The sequence below is a fragment of the Paenibacillus sp. 1A_MP2 genome, from assembly GCF_052244825.1.
Lineage (GTDB): Bacteria > Bacillota > Bacilli > Paenibacillales > Paenibacillaceae > Paenibacillus > Paenibacillus vandeheii.
Genome location: NZ_JBQQCS010000001.1, coordinates 3,328,849 through 3,348,554 on the forward strand (window position 1 = coordinate 3,328,849; position 19,706 = coordinate 3,348,554).

The window sequence follows — 19,706 nt, forward strand, 5'->3', positions numbered from 1 at the left end:
GTAAATCAAGAAGGGATGGATAACGTGTTACAGCGTTGTCTATCCCTTTTTTGTATAAATACCTCAAGTGAGTCTGTTAAGACTCAAAATTACGGGTTTTACGTATATCTTTTTATCGATGAAGCATCATGCAATCTGAATCTCAATGTGGTACACTGTAACAACGAATATGACAGCATTGACCTTAACTCTGTGCTGTTTCAATAAGGCAAATTGGAGCAAACACAACCACTGTGAATGTTCTCGTTTGTTTTTATTGCTGTGAAATAAGAAGTGCGAGGGGATTATAATTTGAAGAACTATCTTGATTTATTACAGGATATCCTGGATAACGGCGTGCATAAGGGAGACCGCACCGGAACGGGAACCCAATCCGTTTTTGGCAGACAGCTCCGATATGACCTATCCGAAGGGTTCCCGCTTGTAACAACCAAGCGAATCCATCTGAAATCAGTCATTCATGAGTTGTTATGGTTTTTGAGCGGGGATACGAATATATCCTATCTGAAGGAAAATGGTGTGAAGATCTGGGATGATTGGGCTGACGAAAATGGTGATTTGGGTCCGGTATACGGATCTCAATGGCGTACTTGGGAAGCACCCAATGGAGAGAAGATTGATCAGATTGCAGCTGTTATTGATTCAATTAAAAACAATCCGGATTCACGACGTCACCTCGTTAGCGCCTGGAATGTGGCGGAGATTAACAACATGAAACTGCCCCCTTGCCATTTCGCGTTTCAGTTTTACGTGGCTGAGGGTAAACTATCATGTATGCTCACAATGCGTTCCGTGGATACGTTCCTGGGGCTGCCATTTAACATTGCCAGCTATGCATTGCTGACACATATGATTGCCCAGCAGTGTGATCTTGAAGTGGGAGAGTTCATCTGGTCCGGTGGGGATGTACACATCTACTCAAACCATGTGGAACAAGTGAAAACCCAGTTGGAGCGTGAACCATACGCATTGCCTAAACTGGTCATCAAGCGTAAGCCGGATTCCATTTTTGATTATACGTTTGAAGATTTTGAGTTTGAGAACTATCAGCACCATCCGGGTATTAAAGCCCCGATTGCAGTATAAGTACATGCTCAAATAGTCTGGTTTTCAGTGCCGAGAAGATGGAATGAAGCTAGAAATGAAGTAGCGGAGCGTAGGGAAAACTACGTTAGCAACGGACATTTCGGCTGAATTTCCATATTCGATGCTGATGATGCCGCTAGGCATCATTCGTAATCAAAAGTGGACTTTTTGAACAACCTATAAACAGACTGAAGGAGTGTGTAATCTTTGAGCATAGAACTGGTATGGGCGATGGGCGAGAACAACGTCATTGGATTGAATAATTCCATTCCATGGCGTTTGCCTAAAGATATGGCCTTTTTCAAGCAGCGTACGCTGAACAAAACGATTATTATGGGACGTAATACATGGGAGTCCTTTGGGGCCAAGCCACTTCCACAACGTCGAAATATTGTCGTAACCAGAGATCTGAACTACAAAGCGGATCAGGCTGAAGTGGTGCATACGATCGAAGAGGGGCTGGAAGTGACAAAAGGCGATGAGCTTTGCGTTATTGGCGGTTCCCAGGTCTATCGTGAGTTTTTGCCGCTCGCAGATCGGCTGGTGGTGACCAAAATCCATGAGGATTTTGAAGGGGATACCTTTTTCCCGGAAGTGGATTGGTCGGAATGGGAGCTAAAGGAACAGATTGAAGGCGAGCAAGACGAAAAAAATGTTTATGCGTATACGTTTGAGTTCTATGAACGAAAACGGTAACAGGGACATAAGATGAAGTAGAAGAGCCCAAACATATGCTGTAAACGAAATATAAGGGCGCTGATTTACGAAATATTCGTGAACAGCGTCTTTCTTTTTGAAAATAAAATGAAATATATGTGGAGTAACATATAAATAACACAAATATGACGTTAAAATAACGAACAATATAAATATAATACATAACAATAATCACGAAGTGGTAAAAAAGTATAAAAGTTATAGGGTTTCACCGTTGTAAAGCCCTAAAATGGAATGATATTCGGAATTGATCCCGCAAAGCTGCAAAATTTGTTGTATTAAATGGCAAATTACCTCACATTTAAATGACATTTTGTCGGTTTCTCCATTAATTAAAGACTTAATTTTGTGTATCCATACCTGATAAATAACCAATTTAAGGGTATTGACCATGGGTAGACTTGGGCGATATGATGTATAAAATACAAATAATTATGCGGATAATCCATTTAATATTCAGCAAGCAAAGTGCTACTATAATTGAAATATCTTCGAGAAGCTTTTGTGATACAATATACAAAAAAACTCAAACATGAGTAATCCATTTCATATAGAACCATGCAGATGAAGGGATTAAGACAAGAACGGATGGGGAAAACGTAAGATGTCTACACCTACTGGATTTATGGAATACAAACGGCAGCTGCCTGCGGACCGCCAACCAGCGGAGCGGGTCAAGGATTGGGAAGAGTTTCATAAACATATGGCTGAAGAAGAGCTCAGAACACAAGGTGCGCGATGCATGGATTGTGGCACCCCGTATTGCCATACTGGTATAGATATGACTGGCGGAACGTCGGGCTGTCCTGTGCACAACCTGATTCCAGAGTGGAATAATCTGGTGTATCGCGGTTTGTGGAGAGAAGCGCTTGATCGTCTGCATAAAACGAATAATTTCCCTGAGTTTACAGGTCGTGTCTGTCCTGCTCCTTGTGAAGGATCATGTACAGTAGGTCTTATCGGTGAACCTGTAACCATCAAAACAATTGAAGAAGCAATAATTGAAAAGGGTTTTGAAGAAGGCTGGGTTGTTCCCCAACCTCCAGAGAAACGTACGGGTAAACGTGTAGCAGTTGTAGGTTCAGGTCCTGCGGGACTGGCTACGGCAGCTCAGTTGAATAAAGCAGGTCATTCAGTAACGGTATACGAGCGCTCTGATCGTGTAGGCGGATTGCTGATGTACGGTATTCCTACGATGAAATTGGATAAAAACGTCGTTCAGCGTCGTGTTGATTTGCTGGAAGCAGAAGGCATTCAATTTGTAACCAACACAGAGATCGGCAAAGATATTGCTGCACAGCAGCTGGTAGATGATTATGATGCAGTTGTCCTGTGCGGCGGTGCAACCAAACCACGTGAGTTCAACATTGAAGGCAGTGATCTGAAAGGTGTGCACTACGCCATGGATTTCCTGAATGGCAGCATCAAAAGTTACCTGGACTCCAATCTGGAGGATGGTAATTACCTGTCAGCACAGGACAAGGATGTTATCGTAATCGGTGGCGGGGATACAGGTTCCGACTGTGTAGCTACATCGCTTCGCCACGGTTGTCGGAGCATTACCCAATTTGGTACACATACTCAAGCTCCTATGGAACGTGATCGCATTAACAATCCTTGGCCGCAATTCCCGAACGTATATACTCTTGATTATGCACAGGAAGAAGCGAAAGCACTGTTCGGTGACGATCCGCGTGAGTTCTCCATTATGACGACCAAATTTGTGGGTGATGACGAAGGTAATCTCAAAGAACTTCATACCGTTCAAATCGAGCGTATTGTAGATGAGACAGGGCGTAAGATCTATCAGCCGATTCCGGGTACAGAGCGCGTGTTCCCAGCTCAAATGGCAATGATTGCTATTGGCTTTGACGGACCGGAACAGACTCTTGTGGAGCAACTTGGACTTGCAACAGACCGTCGTACCAACGTTAAGGCACGTTACGGCAAATACAATACCAATGTGGATAAAGTATTTGCAGCAGGTGACATGCGTCGTGGTCAAAGTCTGGTTGTATGGGCAATTAATGAAGGACGTGAAGCTGCCCGTGAAGTGGACAAATACTTGATGGGTGCTACAGTTCTCGTATAACGAGTCGATAAGACACAGATCAGTATGGATTTGCAATATATGAATAAATTATAAAATTGATAAAGTGGAAGTCCTCGCAGTTTGCGGGGGCTTTTTTGTTATTTTATGATATTCAGATAAAGAACATTGACATTTATTTAGGCAAGTGTGCGGTATAGCATTGCTTTTTAGCTCCTAAAGATTTATTATTAGATTATAATGATTATAAATAAGAAACGCCATGACATTTAAAAACGACACGAATTGTGAAATGATAATATCTGGAGGTGCAACCTTATGACAAGTAACCGGGGCAAATCCATTTCAGAACAGATTGATGACATTAAGAAACAGTTGGTCGCAAAAGGTTATAAGCTGACACAGCAACGAGAAGTTACGGTACGTGTATTGCTTGAACATGAAAAGGATCATTTTAGCGCAGAGGAAGTATTTCTGCTAGTCAAGGAACAATTCCCCGAGATTGGCTTGGCTACGGTATATCGTACGCTTGAACTGCTTAGTGACCTTCAGGTCGTAGAAAAGATTAACTTTGGGGATGGTGCTGCGCGCTTCGATCTGAGAAGTACGGATGGCTCACATCACCATCATCATTTGATTTGCACGGAGTGCGGCACTGTGGAAGAGATTATGGAGGATGGCTTGCTTCGTCTGGAACAACAGATCGAGCGTCAGTACGGCTTTGCCGTTACAGACCACCGGCTTGATTTTCAGGGCGTATGCAAGGAGTGCAGAGCGAAGCAAGCTTTGAATGAACAGGCAGCTGGGTAAATGCAGCGGGGAGGATGCTCCGCAACCAAAATCTGATATAATAAGTTTTAGAAGCAAGGGGCTTCCGTGGGCGGAAGGCCCCTTTTTGCCGTCATGCGGACGGTGAAGGAGGAGAGATGGACGGATGAAGACACTGGTTATAGCGGAAAAGCCCGACATGGGCCGAACCATTGCCGCCGTCATAGAACCAAGAGCCAAGAACAATCGCAATTATTTGGAAGGTGAGCATTACATTATCACCTGGGCGATTGGTCATCTATTGGGACTTGCTGAACCGGATGCCTATGATTCAAAGTACAAGCGCTGGAATATCGGCGATTTGCCGATCATTCCGGATCAGTTCAAGATTGTGCCCAACCCCAGAACGAAAGATCAACTGAAAATGATCGGAGAACTTGCAAAAAGGGCATCGGCCATCGTTAATGCTTGTGATGCAGGACGAGAAGGACAGTACATTTTTGCCTTAATTCAACAACAGTTGAAACTGCGTCAGCCTGTAAAGCGTCTGTGGATATCGGATCTGACCGCAGAGAGTATTAAACGTGGTTTTGATGGTTTGAAAGATGCCTCGGAATTTGAGAATTTGACTCATGCTGCCCGGGCTCGTAGTGAAGCGGATTGGCTGATTGGTATGAATGCATCCCGGGCTTTTACGACTCGACACAATGCCTTACTTTCTGTAGGCCGGGTGCAGACTCCCGTGCTGGCTTTGATCTATGATCGGGAAATTGAGATTGAAGCGTTCCAGTCCCAGACCTTTTATGAAGTGGCCGCATGGTTTCGTCAAGAAGGAGTGGAGTACAGGGGATTACGTCAAGGGGACAAGCTGACCGACCCCGCCGTTGCTGAGTCGATTGCTGCCAGTGTGAAGGGGAAGACGGGACAGATTACCAAGTACGAAGCAAAACAGACCAAGGAGTATCCATTCCGATTATATGATCTGACCCTTTTACAGCGTGAAGCTAATGCCAAGTATGGTTATGGGGCGAAGAAAACGCTGGATATTGCGCAGGCGCTTTATGAGAAACATAAGGTGATCTCTTATCCACGGACCAATTCGAACTATGTTACGGAACAGAATATTGAAGGTATGCACAAAACGCTGAATTTGCTTAAAAATGGATCTTACAGTGAATTGGCGCTAGGAGCAAAACCTGAACTCGTTCATAAAAATAACAAGGGTGTATGTAACCCGTCCAGAGTTGAAGATCACCATGCGATATTACCTACTTTGAAACGACCAGGTACGTTATCCAAGGATGAACAAAATATCTATGACCTGATCGTAAGGCGTTTCTTATCCCATTTTTATCCACCAGCAGAGTACAAGCAGCATACCGTGCTCACGGAAGTGGAGAAGCACCAATTCAAGACATCTGTGAAAGAACTGCTCTCGCTGGGTTGGAAAGTGGTATTGGGATCTGCGGATCAGGAGCAGACAGGCAAGAAAAAGACGAAGAAAAACAGCAACGAAGAAGAGGAAGCAGAAGAATGGACGGACAAGGCATTTGCCGTTCAACCTGAATTGCCTGTTCAGTGTTCCAAAAGTGAATTCAAGGAGAAGGCGACACAGCCTCCTAAAAGTTATACCGAGGGTACATTACTGAAAGCGATGGAAAGTGCAGGTAAGCAGATCGAGAATGAAGAGCTGCGTGATGCAATGAAGGACAGTGGACTGGGTACACCAGCGACTCGTGCCGCAACGATTGAAAGACTTAAAAACGTGGGTTACATTACGATGCAGGGTAAAAAGATGCAACTGACGCTGAAGGGCCGGACAGCCATTGAATTGATCCGTAAGGCAGGTGTAGATTTGTTGACTTCGCCTGAGATGACGGGCCAGTGGGAAAGAAGATTGTATCAAATTTCCAAAGGTGAAGCCGGCCAGGACAAGTTTATGGAGAACGTCAAGAAATTTACCATGTCCATCATTGATAAAGTACGTGTGCAGGCACCGGCACCAGCTGATGCTTTTGGGGAAGATACGCGTGGGGGGCGGGGTAAAGGCAAGGGAGCCGGAGCCCAGAGAACCAGCGCCAGAACATCCGCCAAAACATCAGGTACCGGCGCGGGCACAAGTGTAGGTGCGAAGACTACACGTCAAACGTCGAGAGCGTCATCCAAGACTGGCAGTACCGCGAACTCGACAGCACAAACACGATCTTCGACTTCTAGCCAACCGGGTGTCCGTGAAATGCTGGCCTCCTGTCCATCACCGGGTTGCACGGGTCAGATTATTGAGGGCAAGAAAGGTTATGGATGTACACGTTTCAAGGAAGGCTGCGGGTTTGTCATTTGGAAAGAGTACGTCGGCAAGAAAATCACAAGTACGATGTTGAAAGCGTTGATTGAAAAGGGGAGTACTCAAGTACTTGCTTTTAAACGAAAAGACGGAAGTACGGTGAAGGCGCGTATTATTTTGCAAGATAAGGTAACAGGCAAACTATCCGCGGAGAAGCAAGATGCATAAGTTTTTGGATGTAATGTCTGAAAGAAGAACGAGAAGCCTAATGTACTAGTGCCACGTTCAATCATCATTAAATAAAACAAAAAATGACCCTTATCCAAGGGTCATTTTTTGTTGCTGCTGTTGTATATTTTCATGGATGACCTTCGGTACCTCTTCTAGAGCAGTGATGGTATACATCGATGTCTCGGGATTAGGTTGAAGCTCGACCATGTTGTATTGCCACTCGTTCGGCTGTTTAATATAGATGCTATGGATGCCGGCCGTCACGGCTGGCATAATATCCGTACGCAGTGAATTCCCAATCATCCACGTTGCACGACGCTCAAACGGGCCAGTAGAGAGAATACCTTCAAGTGCCTCAATGTTCTTATGTTGCCGAATGTAGATTCGGTCATCGAAATAAGCCGATAGCTTCATCTGATCAATCTTCCGCTGCTGAATGACAGTTTCTCCGCCCGTGTACAGGTAGAGGGCATGTCCAGCTGATTTAAGATTCTCTAGCGTTTCCACCATATGAGGATAAGGCTCAACCTCTTGGTCATATACACTCATTCCTAATTTGGTGAGGTAAGATTCCTCTTGGGGAGAGGTGGGTTTTGCGAACATCTGGGAGAAGTAACGGTAGGTATCAATAAGGGATTGCGGGAAATGGTGACTTGCAAATCCCAGTTTATTGACCCCGGTTACATCGATCTCCAGCTGTTTCTCCCTAATTTGTTGAACCGTCAGGGCATGTCCGTCAAACCACTCCTGCATGTTCTCGAAGAATTCACCAAGCACCAGATTGAAATATTTATTGCAGTACACAAGTGTATCATCGAGATCAAACAAAATATGTTGTTTTATTATTTTCATATCCAATTCACTCCTTGCAGCCAGCAGCACAGTTGTTCATATTTTATATGCGAATATAAGATTCCAGGAACATGTTCAACTCCGATACGCCATCTGGTCGAATACTGTACTTCTCTTTGCGATTACTGCCGAGCAGATGGGTTCGCAGCAGTCCAGCGATGCGCAGTGCCATAACCTGATCTTTAACCATATCCTCGTCCTTGCCCAGCTCTTCACACATCTCAGCGAGCGACTTTGGTTCACCTGACACGTAACGGAGCAGACGAAGTCTTTCCGGATCGGCCAGGGCATGTGTGAAACGAAGCAAACAGGTTGGTGGTTGGTCTTCATCCTCTTCAGGTGCATCCACAGGATACTGCATAATCATCATGCCCTCATAGAAGCAGTACATATTAATGGGACGGTTGTGAACGGTTGGAAACAGGATAACTTCATCCAGTCCAGGCATCGGTTCAACCAGAACACCCGCAGTAGCGTATTCAATAAGTAATTCAGGTCCCATTTTATCCAGCAGTATGCGCTTCTCTTCAGCATCTTCCTCCAACCAGATACGATAATCCTCACTCATATGCTGGCAGTAATGCTGATCCCAGAGTCGCAAAAGTGGTACATAGCTGTCCCGAATACGTGTAGATTCTTCTATTGTAAGATGGGGTAGCAGAGCAGAAATACGTGCGAACAGCTCTTCGGCTGTCTGTCCTGCAAGCATATCCAGAAAATCAATATTTTCATTGGAATCGTTCCGATAGGCCGCCCATGCAAACAAAACGTCAAAGTCATCAAAAGGCCATGTGGCAGCAGGTGCGAGCGCAGCTCGAACATTGGAACTTAGTTTGCCTTCCACCTCAATGATCCATTCAGGGCCAACATCCAGATGTTGAATCCACTTCTTCGTTACATATACCAAAAAGCTATTGAGCATTTCATATATCGGCGAAACATCGATTTTAACATGATAAGCCATATGATGCAGAATCCTCCCGTCACATCTAAATGTACGCAGCGACTTAAGTACTATTATGGCTTGTTTTGCAGGGCGTTGTCCACTATAATGTTCAAGTCCAGGGCAAAACCCCTGGCGTAACCATGCATGATCATCAGAATAGTTATAACATGCGAAAGGTCGTCAGAGATGGCGATTTTTCTTTGTATGCTTGCAGGAGGAATGATTCTTGTGTCATTGATAACCACCCCAAAATTGTCACATTCAACATCTAACTATCTTATCCTGATAACCGTTATAGTTGTGGCGGGGATCAGCCAGGGGCTTTTATTGCCTGTGCTATCCATATTTTTAGAGCAAAAAGGAGTCTCACCGGGTTTAAACGGATTGAATGCTGCCGCATTGTACGTGGGGTCCTTTGCGATGACCTTGGTGGCCGAACGACTGCTGGGAGCTATCGGTTTCAAAAAGCTGATTATTGGCGGACTGTTATTTGTCATGATTCCCCTAATCCTGTTTCCTTATTTTCCGGATATCAAAATTTGGTTCATTTTACGTCTCGTGGTCGGGATTGGTGATAGTGCACTCCATTATTCTGCCCAGTTGTGGGTACTTCTGGTGACCGCACCCGAAAAACGAGGACGATACATTTCTTTATATGGCATGTCCTATGGTTTGGGATTCAGTATCGGGCCACTGGGAATCAAGCTGCTCGGGTTTGGTGCTGCTGTTCCATTCTGGGTATTGTTTGTTTGTATGGCCGCAGTGCTGGTCCTTGTATTATTGAAGCTTCCCGATACGAAGCCGGAGAAGGCAGAGCATGGACAACTGCCTGAACGCCGTTTCCGTCGCAGTCTGGCCTGGGCATGGTATGCACTGTTGCCTGCTTTATTGTACGGGTACATGGAAGCCGGGATGAACAGCAATTTTCCCGTATACGGACTGCGTATTGGTTTGGATGCCAATCAGATATCGTCTTTGCTGCCATTTGTCGGAATCGGGGGTCTGTTCCTGCAATTACCTCTAGGCATGTTGAGTGACCGTTATGGTCGAAAGCAAACGTTGATGTTTGCCGGTATTACTGGTGGGATCATCTTCATGCTCGTACCATTGGCCGGCACACATTTCTGGTGGACGCTTGTGCTGTTGACCATAGCAGGAGGTCTCGTAGGTTCATTTTTCTCGCTAGGCCTGGCTTATGCCGCAGATATTTTGCCCAAAGCGCTGCTGCCCGCAGCGAACGTTGTGGCCTCATTTCATTTTACAATAGGAAGCATTATTGGACCGAATCTGGGTGGGCAAGTGATCAACTGGATTTCACCCGGAAGTATGTTTATTTTACTTGGATTCATGTATCTTCTTTTTGGTGCAGCAGGTGTATTATTTCATCATAAACCTATGCTTGAATCTGTGGTAAAATAGAAGCTGGTGTTCGCATGGAAATTGATGTCCATTTCCGAGTACACTAGTAGTAGGGAAAAACATGGACAAGAGGAGACATCGCGATGATCAGAGTTGAGGGTTTAAGCAAATCCGTTGGAGCGGATCGGGTTCCGGTTCTGCGGGATATACGATTCGATATGCAACAGGGAGAAATGATCGGCGTAGTAGGCTCAAGTGGAAGCGGAAAAAGCATGCTGCTTAAATGCCTTGCTATGATGGAAAAATGGGACAGTGGTCGATTTACGGTGGATGGAGCCGAGATTATAAAAGAAGGTTGGTCCGGAAAACGGAAAATTAAACGGGAATGGGCATACTTGGAGCAGAATCCGCAATTGTATCCGAGACGTACAGCTTTGAAAAATGTATTGATCGGTCGGTCTGGTCAAACCCCTTTATGGAGAATGGTGACAGGCATGGTTCGTTCCGATGATTATATGGGAGCAATGGATTATCTGGAAGGACTGGGGTTGCTGGATAAAGCACACCAGACGGCAGAGAAGCTCAGTGGTGGCGAGAAGCAGCGTGTTGCGATTGCCAGAGCGCTTGCACATGGTGCAAAAGTTGTTTTGGCGGATGAACCTGTCATTGGGCTTGATCCTCATACAGCAGATACGGTGCTGGAAACGCTGCGCAAATTGTGCGAAGAGGAACGTGCTACCGTAATTGCAGTATTGCCAATTGAATTGGCAGAGAAACATGCAACCCGCATCTGGGGTCTAGCGGAAGGCAAGATTGCTTTTGATATACGGGGACGTCGGTTGACACAGCAAGAAAAAAATATGATTTAAACTATTGAAAAGAGTGATGAATTTGCTTAATTCACGGTGGGGGCGCCTGTTAGCGGGGGAGCATTAACGATCCTGCTCGGTTCAGTCCTTAGCGGATGTACTGTCATAAGCGATCCTAAGGGTTTGATGAGAAAACCAATGATGTCTACAGATAAGGAAAAATTATTAAATGTGGTTCAGCGGGAACAGCCACCAGAAAGCAAATTAATTCGTCCCAAAGACATGAATAACACCAGTATGATTCGTGTTGAAGACTTAAACGGAGATGGTACTCGGGAAGCCATCGTTTTCTATGAGACCCCGAATGAGAATGTGCGAATTCATGGCATGTTATTGGAGGAGCAGGGGGATTCTTGGGTAAAGAAATTGACATTTGATGTTCCAGGAAATGAACTTCAATCGTTCAAAGTTTTGGACATTACCAATGATGGGAATCCGGATATCATCCTCGGTGTAAGTTTACAAGAACAGAGAGCGTTAACTGCTTATTCTTATAAAGCTGGGGCACTTGAACAAGTATTGGGTGGTGTTCCGTATAACCAATATATTATAGATAATGTTCAAGGGAACACCCTCGACTTAAACGGGGACAAGAAAAATGATTTCGCAATCGTATCTCTGAACAATAGCGGATTTGCATCTATTGCGTTGTATCAGTACGACGAAGGCAGCTTCAAGGAAGTTGACAGAATGCAGACGGATTACACTGTGAAAGAGATATATAATGCTCTCGGTGGTCAGATTGCCAAAGATAAAGTCGGTATCGTACTGGATTCGGAGCTGGATGACCGGAGTACATTCTCACAGATCATATACGTTAAAGATAACAAACTAGTGAATGCTTTTAAATCGCCTGATCAAACCTACAGAGATGACAAAATTTTAAGCGGTGATGTCGATAATGATGGTATTATTGAGTTTGGATTAAAGGAATCGCCAAAAGGATGGGAGCATTATGTATTTGATTCCCGGATGTGGTTTTATACCTTTTATCAATGGGATGGCAAGGATGATAAGAAATTTGTGTCATTCCAATATCGGGATGATGCTGATTTATTCCACTTGAATCTGAAGCCCGAGTGGTATGGGAAGATTACCATTGATACCAAATCGGAAAAAGAAAAATACATTCGTTTCAAAATGATTGATACCGATGAAACCGTAGGTGAAATTAAATATTTCACACTTTCCCAGTGGGAACAGGAAAAAGGAAAAGGTTGGAAGGAGATTACCCGGACAAATGATCGGGTTATTGCTTCGCGCGGTGCACAACTGGATGCCAACGATGGATTGCTTGACAATATACCGCAACTGAATAGAAAGGAAGAACTTAATGAGTAAAGTACTTATTCTTGAGGATGAAGAATCCATCCGCAGTTTTATTGTTATTAATTTGAAGAGAAACGGGTTCGAAGTGCTCGAAGCGGGAGACGGACACGAAGCGCTTCGTATTCTGCAAACCGTTCCAGATATTGATCTAGCTTTGCTGGATGTTATGGTTCCTGGCATTGACGGATTTGAAGTGTGTCGTCGCATTCGTGAAACGAATGAGCGGTTGGGTATTATTTTCCTGACAGCCAAAGTGCAGGAGCAGGACAAGGTATATGCACTCTCGGTTGGAGCAGATGATCACGTAAGCAAGCCGTTCAGTCCCACCGAGTTGATTGCACGCATCCAGTCCTTGTTGCGTCGGGTGAACGTTCACCGGGAGACGGCTGCCAAGGTAACGTTCCAATCGGGACCATTTTCACTGGATTTGATCTCCAAGCAATTCAAGAAGCAGAATGAATTAATTGAGTTAACACCAACCGAATTTTCGTTGATTCAATTCTTCCTGGAGAAAGAAAACACACCGCTTAGTCGAGATGTACTGCTGGATCATGTGTGGGGCAAAGAGTATATGGGTGATCCCAAAATCGTGGACGTAAACATCCGCCGCTTGCGCCAGAAAATTGAAAACAATCCTTCCGAACCTGAATACCTGCAAACTGTATGGGGTCACGGTTATAAATGGAAGGGCCGGGATCAATGATCAAAAAAGGCATCACACGGCAGATCGTACTACATTACTTTATTGTAGTTTTTCTAGCTCTGCTGTTGGTCGAATTCGTATTTATGCTGGCGGTGCAAAGATATTATTACGAAAGTATTTATAATACAATCAGTACCCATATCTCCAATTCAAAGGATTTTTTTGAGCCTCTAGCCCGAGAAAGCAATTCAGAAGATGGGAATAATCTGTCCAAACTACTTGTAAATTTGGAATTATCTAATACAGAACTTGAGATTCTAGATCTGAACGGTCATGTGCTGGCTAGTTCAACTGCTTTTGAATCTGACCGTGCCGTTCTGCAAACGAGTGATATTCAACAGGCTTTAAATGGCGCTATGGGACGTTGGGTAGGCAGACAACCAGCCACAGGGGAACAGGTCATGGCCGTTTCCCACAAGTTTGATCTAGGCGGCGAAAATACGTACGTTGTTCGATACCTAACATCGCTCGAAAATGTAAATTCCAAGTTGTGGTTCATGGGAATGCTTGCGATTGGAGTAGGTGTTGGTGTACTTGCAATTGTCTTGATCATTAGTATTGGTATGGCAAATTCCATAGTACGTCCAATCAACAACATTACGGCAGTGTCCGCTCAGATGGCCCGAGGACGTCTGGATGTTAGAGTTAAGGGGAATTACAAGCATGAATTAGGCGAACTCGCATCCACTCTGAATTTTATGGCACATGAAATTGTGCGCAGTAATCAGATCAAGGACGATTTTATCTCTTCGATTTCTCATGAATTGCGGACACCTCTGACCAGTATCAAAGGGTGGAGCGAAACCCTGGATTCTGGCGGATACGATCCGGATGAGACGAGAATCGGGATGAGTATTATTTCCAAGGAAACCGAGCGTCTGATCGGTCTTGTTGAAGAAATGCTTGATTTCTCCAAGTTGCAGCAAAATCAGATGAAGTTGGTGAAAGGGACAGTCAGCATTCGTGAGATTGTTCAGGAAACCATGTTGAATGTTTGGGCAAAAGCTGAACAAAAACAGATACACCTCAAGTTGGAAAGTGATGAAAATCGGGCTTTCAATGTTTTTGGGGATGGCAATAGGCTGAAACAAGTCTTTCTTAATTTGGTGGATAATGCAATCAAGTTTTCACATGAGAATTCCTGGATCTTCTTAACCGTTAAAGAAGAAGAGGGTCAGATTTTGGCCTCTGTGCAGGATACGGGGATTGGAATCAGTGAAGAGCATCTCATTAAAGTACGTGACCGATTCTTTCAGGTGAATCATCAGAACGGGGAACAGGGCTGGGACTTGCGATAACTCAGGAACTGGTCGAATTGCATGATGGAACAATCACAATGCAAAGTGAACTCGGGACGGGTACAACTGTCACGGTGTCGTTACCAGCTTTACCGGAGTATGAGACGGTGGTAGATCCCATTTTGCAGAATGATGAAGCCGAAGTGATTGTCGATCCGACAATAACTCAAGCAGAGTCTAATGAGAAAAAGCTTTGAATTCTTTATAAAGATTGTTTTTACATCAAAAAGGCGAGCCATAATGGCTCGCCTTTTCTTTATGTTATGAAGAAAGTTCACCTGTGCGCAGGCGTCCGCTTTTTTCATAAACATCTTTTAGCATACGTACCGGTTGTGTGCGTACAGCCGGTTTGGCGGAAACAATCTCATTAGGTCCGACAACCATAATTTCATCTGCTGTACCTTTGACAATGGCGCCGTCTTTGATAATGGCACCTTCACCAATAATGGCGCGTTCGATATGAACACCACGACCTACCCGTGCATTTGGCATGATCACACTGTCTTTCACCTCAGAACCTTTACCAACTTCGGCTCCGCAGAAAATAACAGAGCGTTCAGCACGGCCATCCATGGCGCAGGATTCATGTATCATGGATTGCAGAAGCTCAGCACGTGTATGACGCGCTTTATATGCACTCGGTTTGGTTCTCCAGTCACGAGTATACATCGGCCAGTCTTCTTTTTGCAGGCTCCAGCCTTCCTCATTGTGAAGCAGATCCATGTGTGCATCCCATAAACTTTTCACCGTACCCACGTCTTTCCAATAACCATTGAAGTTATATACGAAGAGGGGAGTGTTTTCATTCAACATTTGAGGAATTACATCTTTACCGAAGTCATGGCTGGATTCCGGATTAGCGGCATCTTCGAGCAGGTGGCGCTTCAGATATTCCCATTTGAACATGTAAATTCCCATCGACGCCAGATTGCTTTTTGGTTTCGGCCGGTTTCTCGGCAAATTCCGTTACTCTCAGATTTTCATCAGCTGCCATAATGCCGAAGCGGTGAGCTTCTTCCCAAGGAACTTCCATAACGGAGATGGTCGCTACCGCTTGGTTAGCTGTATGAGCTTCCAGCATTTCACGATAATTCATATGATAAATATGGTCACCCGACAAAATTAGAACATTTTCGGGGTTTTGTTGGTCGATATAGTCGATATTTTTATAAATAGCATCCGCGGTTCCCAAGTATTCGTCATTTCCTGTATGATAAGATGGAAGTAAGGAAATTCCTGCCTCACTTGAAGTCCCATGTCCCCAAGGTTCTCCGCCACCAATGTGATCATGCAATGAATCAGCTTGGTACTGCGTCAAAACACCTACAGTATCGATGCCTGAGTTTACGCAGTTGCTGAGGGGAAAATCGATAATCCGGTAGTGCCCGCCAAACGGTACAGCGGGTTTTGCGATACTTGAGGTTAAAGGGGCTAATCTCTTCCCCTCTCCTCCCGCCAACAGCATAGCGATGCAATCTTTATTAAACATAATCGTTTCCCTCCCAAGATATTTGTCCAGTGTAGTACATACATAAACGCAATGCGGAGCTATTGAAACGATGTATACTGTAAAAATCCTGAAAAATTACAACATTTTTTTACACACCGCATTTTTCTTTTCAACTTGGCTAGAATGGGGTAATGGTTACTGTTAAATCTATTTTCTGGAGAAGAAGGTGATCTCTTGGCCATTCAACCGTTAGCAAATCCGGAAATTTCGCCGGAGCACATTTATTTATTTCATGAAGGAAACCTTCATCACAGTTATCGAATAATGGGCGCACAGCCTGCGTTCGAAGATGATCGTCAGGGGTACCGTTTTACTGTGTGGGCTCCGAATGCCACAGAAGTAGGCCTGGCTTTAGACCGAAATGGATGGAAAGGTGAACAGGAACCTTTATATAAGATACCCGATTCTGGATTTTGGAGTCGTTTTATTCCGGAAATCGGTGAAGGAACTTTATACAAATTCCGTATATTAACGGAAGATGGTACAGAATTGCTTAAAGCTGATCCTTATGCTTTTCAGGCAGAAGTTCGCCCACGTACGGCATCTGTCACCAGTTCCATTGAAGGTTACAAATGGAATGATGGAGCATGGAGACGCAAACAACGAGGCGTGTATAACAAACCTCTACATATTTATGAAATGCATGCTGGAACCTGGAAAAGGAAAGAAGACGGTTCTCTTTACAGTTATCGTGAAATTGCGGACTTGCTTGTTCCTTATTTATTGGAGATGAAATATACCCATGTAGAGATGATGCCCCTGAGTGAACATCCTTACGACCTTTCGTGGGGATATCAGAACACAGGTTTTTATGCACCAACAAGCCGTTACGGGCAGCCTAAAGATCTGATGTATCTGGTGGATACTCTACATCAGGCGGGAATAGGCGTATTGCTCGATTGGGTCCCTGCACATTTTGCCAAGGATGCTCATGGCTTGCGTTTGTTTGATGGAACCCCTTTGTATGAATATGCTGATCCGCTGTTAGCAGAGAGACCAGGCTGGGGCACCCTCAGCTTTGACTACTCTAAACCCGAGATACGTTCGTTCTTAATTTCCAATGCGCTATACTGGATGGAAATGTACCATTTCGACGGACTCCGGGTCGATGCAGTAACTAGTATGCTCAAATTGGATTTCGAAAAGCAGCCAGGACAATACCGAACCAACAACGAAGGTGGCCTGGAAAACAAGGAAGCTGTTGCTTTTTTGCAGCAGTTGAATGAAACAGTCTTCAAGTACTTTCCATATGCACTGATGATGGCAGAAGAATCCAGTGCATGGCCGATGGTTACGTCGCCAGTGGATCAGGGCGGGCTGGGTTTCAACTACAAATGGAACATGGGTTGGATGAATGACACGCTCGATTACATGGAATCGGATTTTCACGAGCGTCCTTCCAAACATCATTTGCTGACATTCCCGGTCGTATACTCCTTTGCTGAAAATTACGTGCTTCCTCTGTCTCATGACGAGGTCGTTCATGGCAAAAAGTCACTCCTAGACAAGATGCCAGGAACATACGAGCAGAAATTTGCCGGCATGCGTGCCTTTATGGGGTACTTTATGACATTCCCAGGCAAAAAACTGCTGTTTATGGGTGGAGAATTCGGCCAGTTTATCGAATGGAAAGATGAAGATCAACTGGACTGGTTTTTGCTGAACTATGACAGTCACCGTAAACTCCACAAGTTTGAACGGGATCTGTCTGAGCTATACTTGGGCGAAAAAGCTTTGTGGGAGCTTGATCATTCCTTTGACGGTTATGAATGGATCACTCCGGATGATCAGGACCAAAGTGTCATTTCATATGTGCGCAAAGGAAAAAAACCTGCGGATACACTCCTTGTGCTCATTAACTTTCAGCCGATCAAGCGGGAGCGTTACCGGATTGGTGTCATGCGTCCCGGTATGTATACCGAAGTTCTGAACAGTGATCATTCCGATTACGGCGGATCAGGCATTATCAATGATATGCAGCTCACTACTGAAAAGATTCCTTTTCATGGGCAACCACATAGTCTGGAAGTTGTTTTGCCACCGCTAAGCGTAGTTATTTTAAAAAAGAACACACGTCGGAAAACGGATGCATCACCCCTTGAAGTTCAATCCGTCAGATCAAAAGCCAGTACAACTAAAACCAGTAAAACGAAGGATAGCACTGCAGTTAAACCCAAAAGGAGGACGAAGGCATGAATATTCTATTTGCTGCTGCTGAAGTACATCCATTTATTAAAACCGGAGGTCTTGCTGACGTCATTGGTGCGTTGCCACAGGCACTAAAGAAGAGTGGAGCAGATGTTCGTGTCATTTTACCCAAATACAAAAGCATTCCAGATGAATACAAAGAAGCGATGGAGCCTGTCATTACAACGGATGTGCCGCTTGGCTGGCGCAGACCTTATTGTGGAATAGAGATGCTGGTCCATGACGGAATTCCTGTTTATTTTGTGGACAATGAATACTATTTTGGACGGGATGGCGTGTACGGATATATGGATGATGGCGAGCGTTTCGCCTTCTTCAATCGTGCTGTACTGGACGTGTTGCCGCAAATCGAATTCAAGCCGGATGTGCTACACAGTCACGATTGGCATACAGGAATGATTCCTTTACTGCTGGAGGCTCACTACGCACATGATCCGTTTTACAGTGAGATGAGAACCGTATTTACGATACATAACCTGTTATATCAAGGTGTGTTTCCACATGATTTATTCAGTGATCTGCTTGAGCTGGACGATCGCTATTTCACGGCAGATGGCGCAGAATATTACGGTAACGTCAATTTTCTGAAAGCTGGAGTCGTTTTCGCGGACCATGTAACGACCGTCAGCCCTACCTACGCCAAGGAAGTACAAACCTCCTATTATGGCTATGGTCTGGATGGATTGCTCAGTTCTCTGGGGGATCGTTTCACAGGGATTGTCAACGGTATTGATACCAAGAGTTACAACCCGGCAGCGGATAACAAAATTGCAGTTAAATACAGAACGAGCCTGTCCAAGAAAATCGAGAACAAGATCGAACTGCAGAAGGAGTTAGGTCTGCCTTTACGTCCGGATGCCCCACTTATGGTGATGGTTACAAGGCTGGTCGATTCCAAAGGACTGGATTTGGTCTGTCGTGTATTGGATGAATTATTATATTATGATGACATTCAATTCGCAGTATTGGGCACGGGAGATCCGGCTTATGAGCACTGGTTCCGTGAAGCGGCTAATCGTTATCCACTGAAAATGTCTGCCCAGATTACATTCAACGATGGGTTATCCCGCCGATTCTATGCAGGCAGTGATCTGTTCCTGATGCCATCAAGGTTCGAGCCATGTGGTATTAGCCAGATGCTAGCACTCCGTTATGGCAGCGTACCGCTTGTCCGGGAAACAGGGGGTCTGAACGATACGGTGCAGGCATACAATGAATTCAGCGGTGAGGGGAATGGGTTCTCTTTCACCAGCTTTAACGCCCATGACATGATGAATACAATCCGCCGCGCCGAGGCGTTTTACCGACAGCCCGAGCACTGGAAAAAGATCGTGAAAAATGCAATGAGCGGAGACTATAGCTGGAACGTCTCAGCTGAAGAGTATATGGGTATTTATCGCCGCATAACGCTTGAATCTGTGAAATAGTTTGGGACAAATGAGCCGCAGTATATTCGTACTGCGGCTTTTTTGTACGATCATAAGAGGAGGCGAATT

At 44.8% G+C, this 19,706-nt stretch carries 13 protein-coding genes and 2 pseudogenes; 12 read left to right on the forward strand and 3 right to left on the reverse strand.

Annotated elements, in window-relative coordinates:
* Positions 1–291 precede the first annotated feature (291 nt).
* From thyA to ACTWJ7_RS16335, 5 genes are all read left to right on the forward strand, one after another.
* The gene (gene thyA / locus ACTWJ7_RS16315) at positions 292–1,086 is read left to right on the forward strand and encodes a thymidylate synthase (RefSeq protein ID WP_024630355.1); all 795 of its coding nucleotides are present in this window, start codon (positions 292–294) and stop codon (positions 1,084–1,086) included.
* A gap of 207 nt (positions 1,087–1,293) precedes the next feature.
* Positions 1,294–1,782, forward strand: coding sequence for a dihydrofolate reductase (locus ACTWJ7_RS16320; protein ID WP_301877317.1), 489 nt, complete (start codon positions 1,294–1,296; stop codon positions 1,780–1,782).
* A 625-nt stretch (positions 1,783–2,407) separates the two neighbouring features.
* Positions 2,408–3,895, forward strand: a complete 1,488-nt coding sequence (locus ACTWJ7_RS16325; protein ID WP_024633996.1) for a glutamate synthase subunit beta — start codon at positions 2,408–2,410, stop codon at positions 3,893–3,895.
* 300 nt (positions 3,896–4,195) lie between these two features.
* Positions 4,196–4,663, forward strand: a complete 468-nt coding sequence (gene fur, locus ACTWJ7_RS16330; RefSeq protein ID WP_024633997.1) for a ferric iron uptake transcriptional regulator — start codon at positions 4,196–4,198, stop codon at positions 4,661–4,663.
* 124 nt (positions 4,664–4,787) lie between these two features.
* Complete coding sequence (locus ACTWJ7_RS16335; RefSeq protein WP_301877316.1) at positions 4,788–7,133, forward strand: type IA DNA topoisomerase; 2,346 nt, start codon at positions 4,788–4,790, stop codon at positions 7,131–7,133.
* A 90-nt stretch (positions 7,134–7,223) separates the two neighbouring features.
* Here the strand turns inward: ACTWJ7_RS16335 and ACTWJ7_RS16340 are convergent, their stop codons facing one another.
* On the reverse strand, positions 7,224–7,988 hold the full coding sequence (locus ACTWJ7_RS16340; protein WP_301877315.1) for an HAD family hydrolase: 765 nt from the start codon (positions 7,986–7,988) through the stop codon (positions 7,224–7,226).
* Between the two features lie 43 nt (positions 7,989–8,031).
* On the reverse strand, positions 8,032–8,952 hold the full coding sequence (locus ACTWJ7_RS16345; protein ID WP_024634000.1) for an ArsR/SmtB family transcription factor: 921 nt from the start codon (positions 8,950–8,952) through the stop codon (positions 8,032–8,034).
* 201 nt (positions 8,953–9,153) lie between these two features.
* Here ACTWJ7_RS16345 and ACTWJ7_RS16350 point away from each other — a divergent pair, with 201 nt between their 5' ends.
* The 5 genes and pseudogenes from ACTWJ7_RS16350 to ACTWJ7_RS16370 all read left to right on the forward strand — a co-directional run bounded on the left by ACTWJ7_RS16350 (position 9,154) and on the right by ACTWJ7_RS16370 (position 14,689).
* Positions 9,154–10,353: an MFS transporter gene (locus ACTWJ7_RS16350; protein WP_443145628.1), complete on the forward strand. Its 1,200-nt coding sequence runs from the start codon at positions 9,154–9,156 to the stop codon at positions 10,351–10,353.
* Positions 10,354–10,436: 83 nt separating this feature from the next.
* The gene (locus ACTWJ7_RS16355; protein ID WP_079349217.1) at positions 10,437–11,162 is read left to right on the forward strand and encodes a phosphonate ABC transporter ATP-binding protein; all 726 of its coding nucleotides are present in this window, start codon (positions 10,437–10,439) and stop codon (positions 11,160–11,162) included.
* 138 nt (positions 11,163–11,300) lie between these two features.
* Positions 11,301–12,503: a hypothetical protein gene (locus tag ACTWJ7_RS16360; RefSeq protein WP_301877311.1), complete on the forward strand. Its 1,203-nt coding sequence runs from the start codon at positions 11,301–11,303 to the stop codon at positions 12,501–12,503.
* The gene (locus ACTWJ7_RS16365) at positions 12,496–13,194 is read left to right on the forward strand and encodes a response regulator transcription factor (protein ID WP_024634004.1); all 699 of its coding nucleotides are present in this window, start codon (positions 12,496–12,498) and stop codon (positions 13,192–13,194) included. The genes ACTWJ7_RS16360 and ACTWJ7_RS16365 overlap by 8 nt, the downstream gene beginning before the upstream one ends.
* A pseudogene (locus ACTWJ7_RS16370) lies at positions 13,191–14,689 on the forward strand (sensor histidine kinase). The gene ACTWJ7_RS16365 and the pseudogene ACTWJ7_RS16370 overlap by 4 nt, the downstream one beginning before the upstream one ends.
* A 64-nt stretch (positions 14,690–14,753) precedes the next feature.
* Here ACTWJ7_RS16370 and ACTWJ7_RS16375 read toward each other — a convergent pair.
* A pseudogene (locus tag ACTWJ7_RS16375) lies at positions 14,754–15,981 on the reverse strand (glucose-1-phosphate adenylyltransferase).
* A 195-nt stretch (positions 15,982–16,176) separates the two neighbouring features.
* On the opposite strand from ACTWJ7_RS16375, the gene glgB reads away from it, so the two are divergent.
* Positions 16,177–18,198 (forward strand): 1,4-alpha-glucan branching protein GlgB, encoded by a 2,022-nt coding sequence (gene glgB / locus ACTWJ7_RS16380; protein WP_301877304.1) that lies wholly within the window; start codon positions 16,177–16,179, stop codon positions 18,196–18,198.
* Positions 18,195–19,637, forward strand: a complete 1,443-nt coding sequence (gene glgA / locus ACTWJ7_RS16385; RefSeq protein ID WP_301877303.1) for a glycogen synthase GlgA — start codon at positions 18,195–18,197, stop codon at positions 19,635–19,637. Before glgB ends, glgA begins: the two co-directional genes overlap by 4 nt.
* Positions 19,638–19,706: the final 69 nt, after the last annotated feature.

Coding starts and splice junctions, on each gene's coding strand:
- ACTWJ7_RS16345 (WP_024634000.1), bottom strand. CDS start 8,952: ATGGCTTATCATGTTAAAATCGATGTTTCGCCGATATATGAAATGCTC.
- ACTWJ7_RS16365 (WP_024634004.1), top strand. CDS start 12,496: ATGAGTAAAGTACTTATTCTTGAGGATGAAGAATCCATCCGCAGTTTT.
- ACTWJ7_RS16335 (WP_301877316.1), top strand. CDS start 4,788: ATGAAGACACTGGTTATAGCGGAAAAGCCCGACATGGGCCGAACCATT.
- ACTWJ7_RS16340 (WP_301877315.1), bottom strand. CDS start 7,988: ATGAAAATAATAAAACAACATATTTTGTTTGATCTCGATGATACACTT.
- glgA (WP_301877303.1), top strand. CDS start 18,195: ATGAATATTCTATTTGCTGCTGCTGAAGTACATCCATTTATTAAAACC.
- ACTWJ7_RS16355 (WP_079349217.1), top strand. CDS start 10,437: ATGATCAGAGTTGAGGGTTTAAGCAAATCCGTTGGAGCGGATCGGGTT.
- ACTWJ7_RS16350 (WP_443145628.1), top strand. CDS start 9,154: ATGATTCTTGTGTCATTGATAACCACCCCAAAATTGTCACATTCAACA.
- ACTWJ7_RS16325 (WP_024633996.1), top strand. CDS start 2,408: ATGTCTACACCTACTGGATTTATGGAATACAAACGGCAGCTGCCTGCG.
- ACTWJ7_RS16360 (WP_301877311.1), top strand. CDS start 11,301: ATGATGTCTACAGATAAGGAAAAATTATTAAATGTGGTTCAGCGGGAA.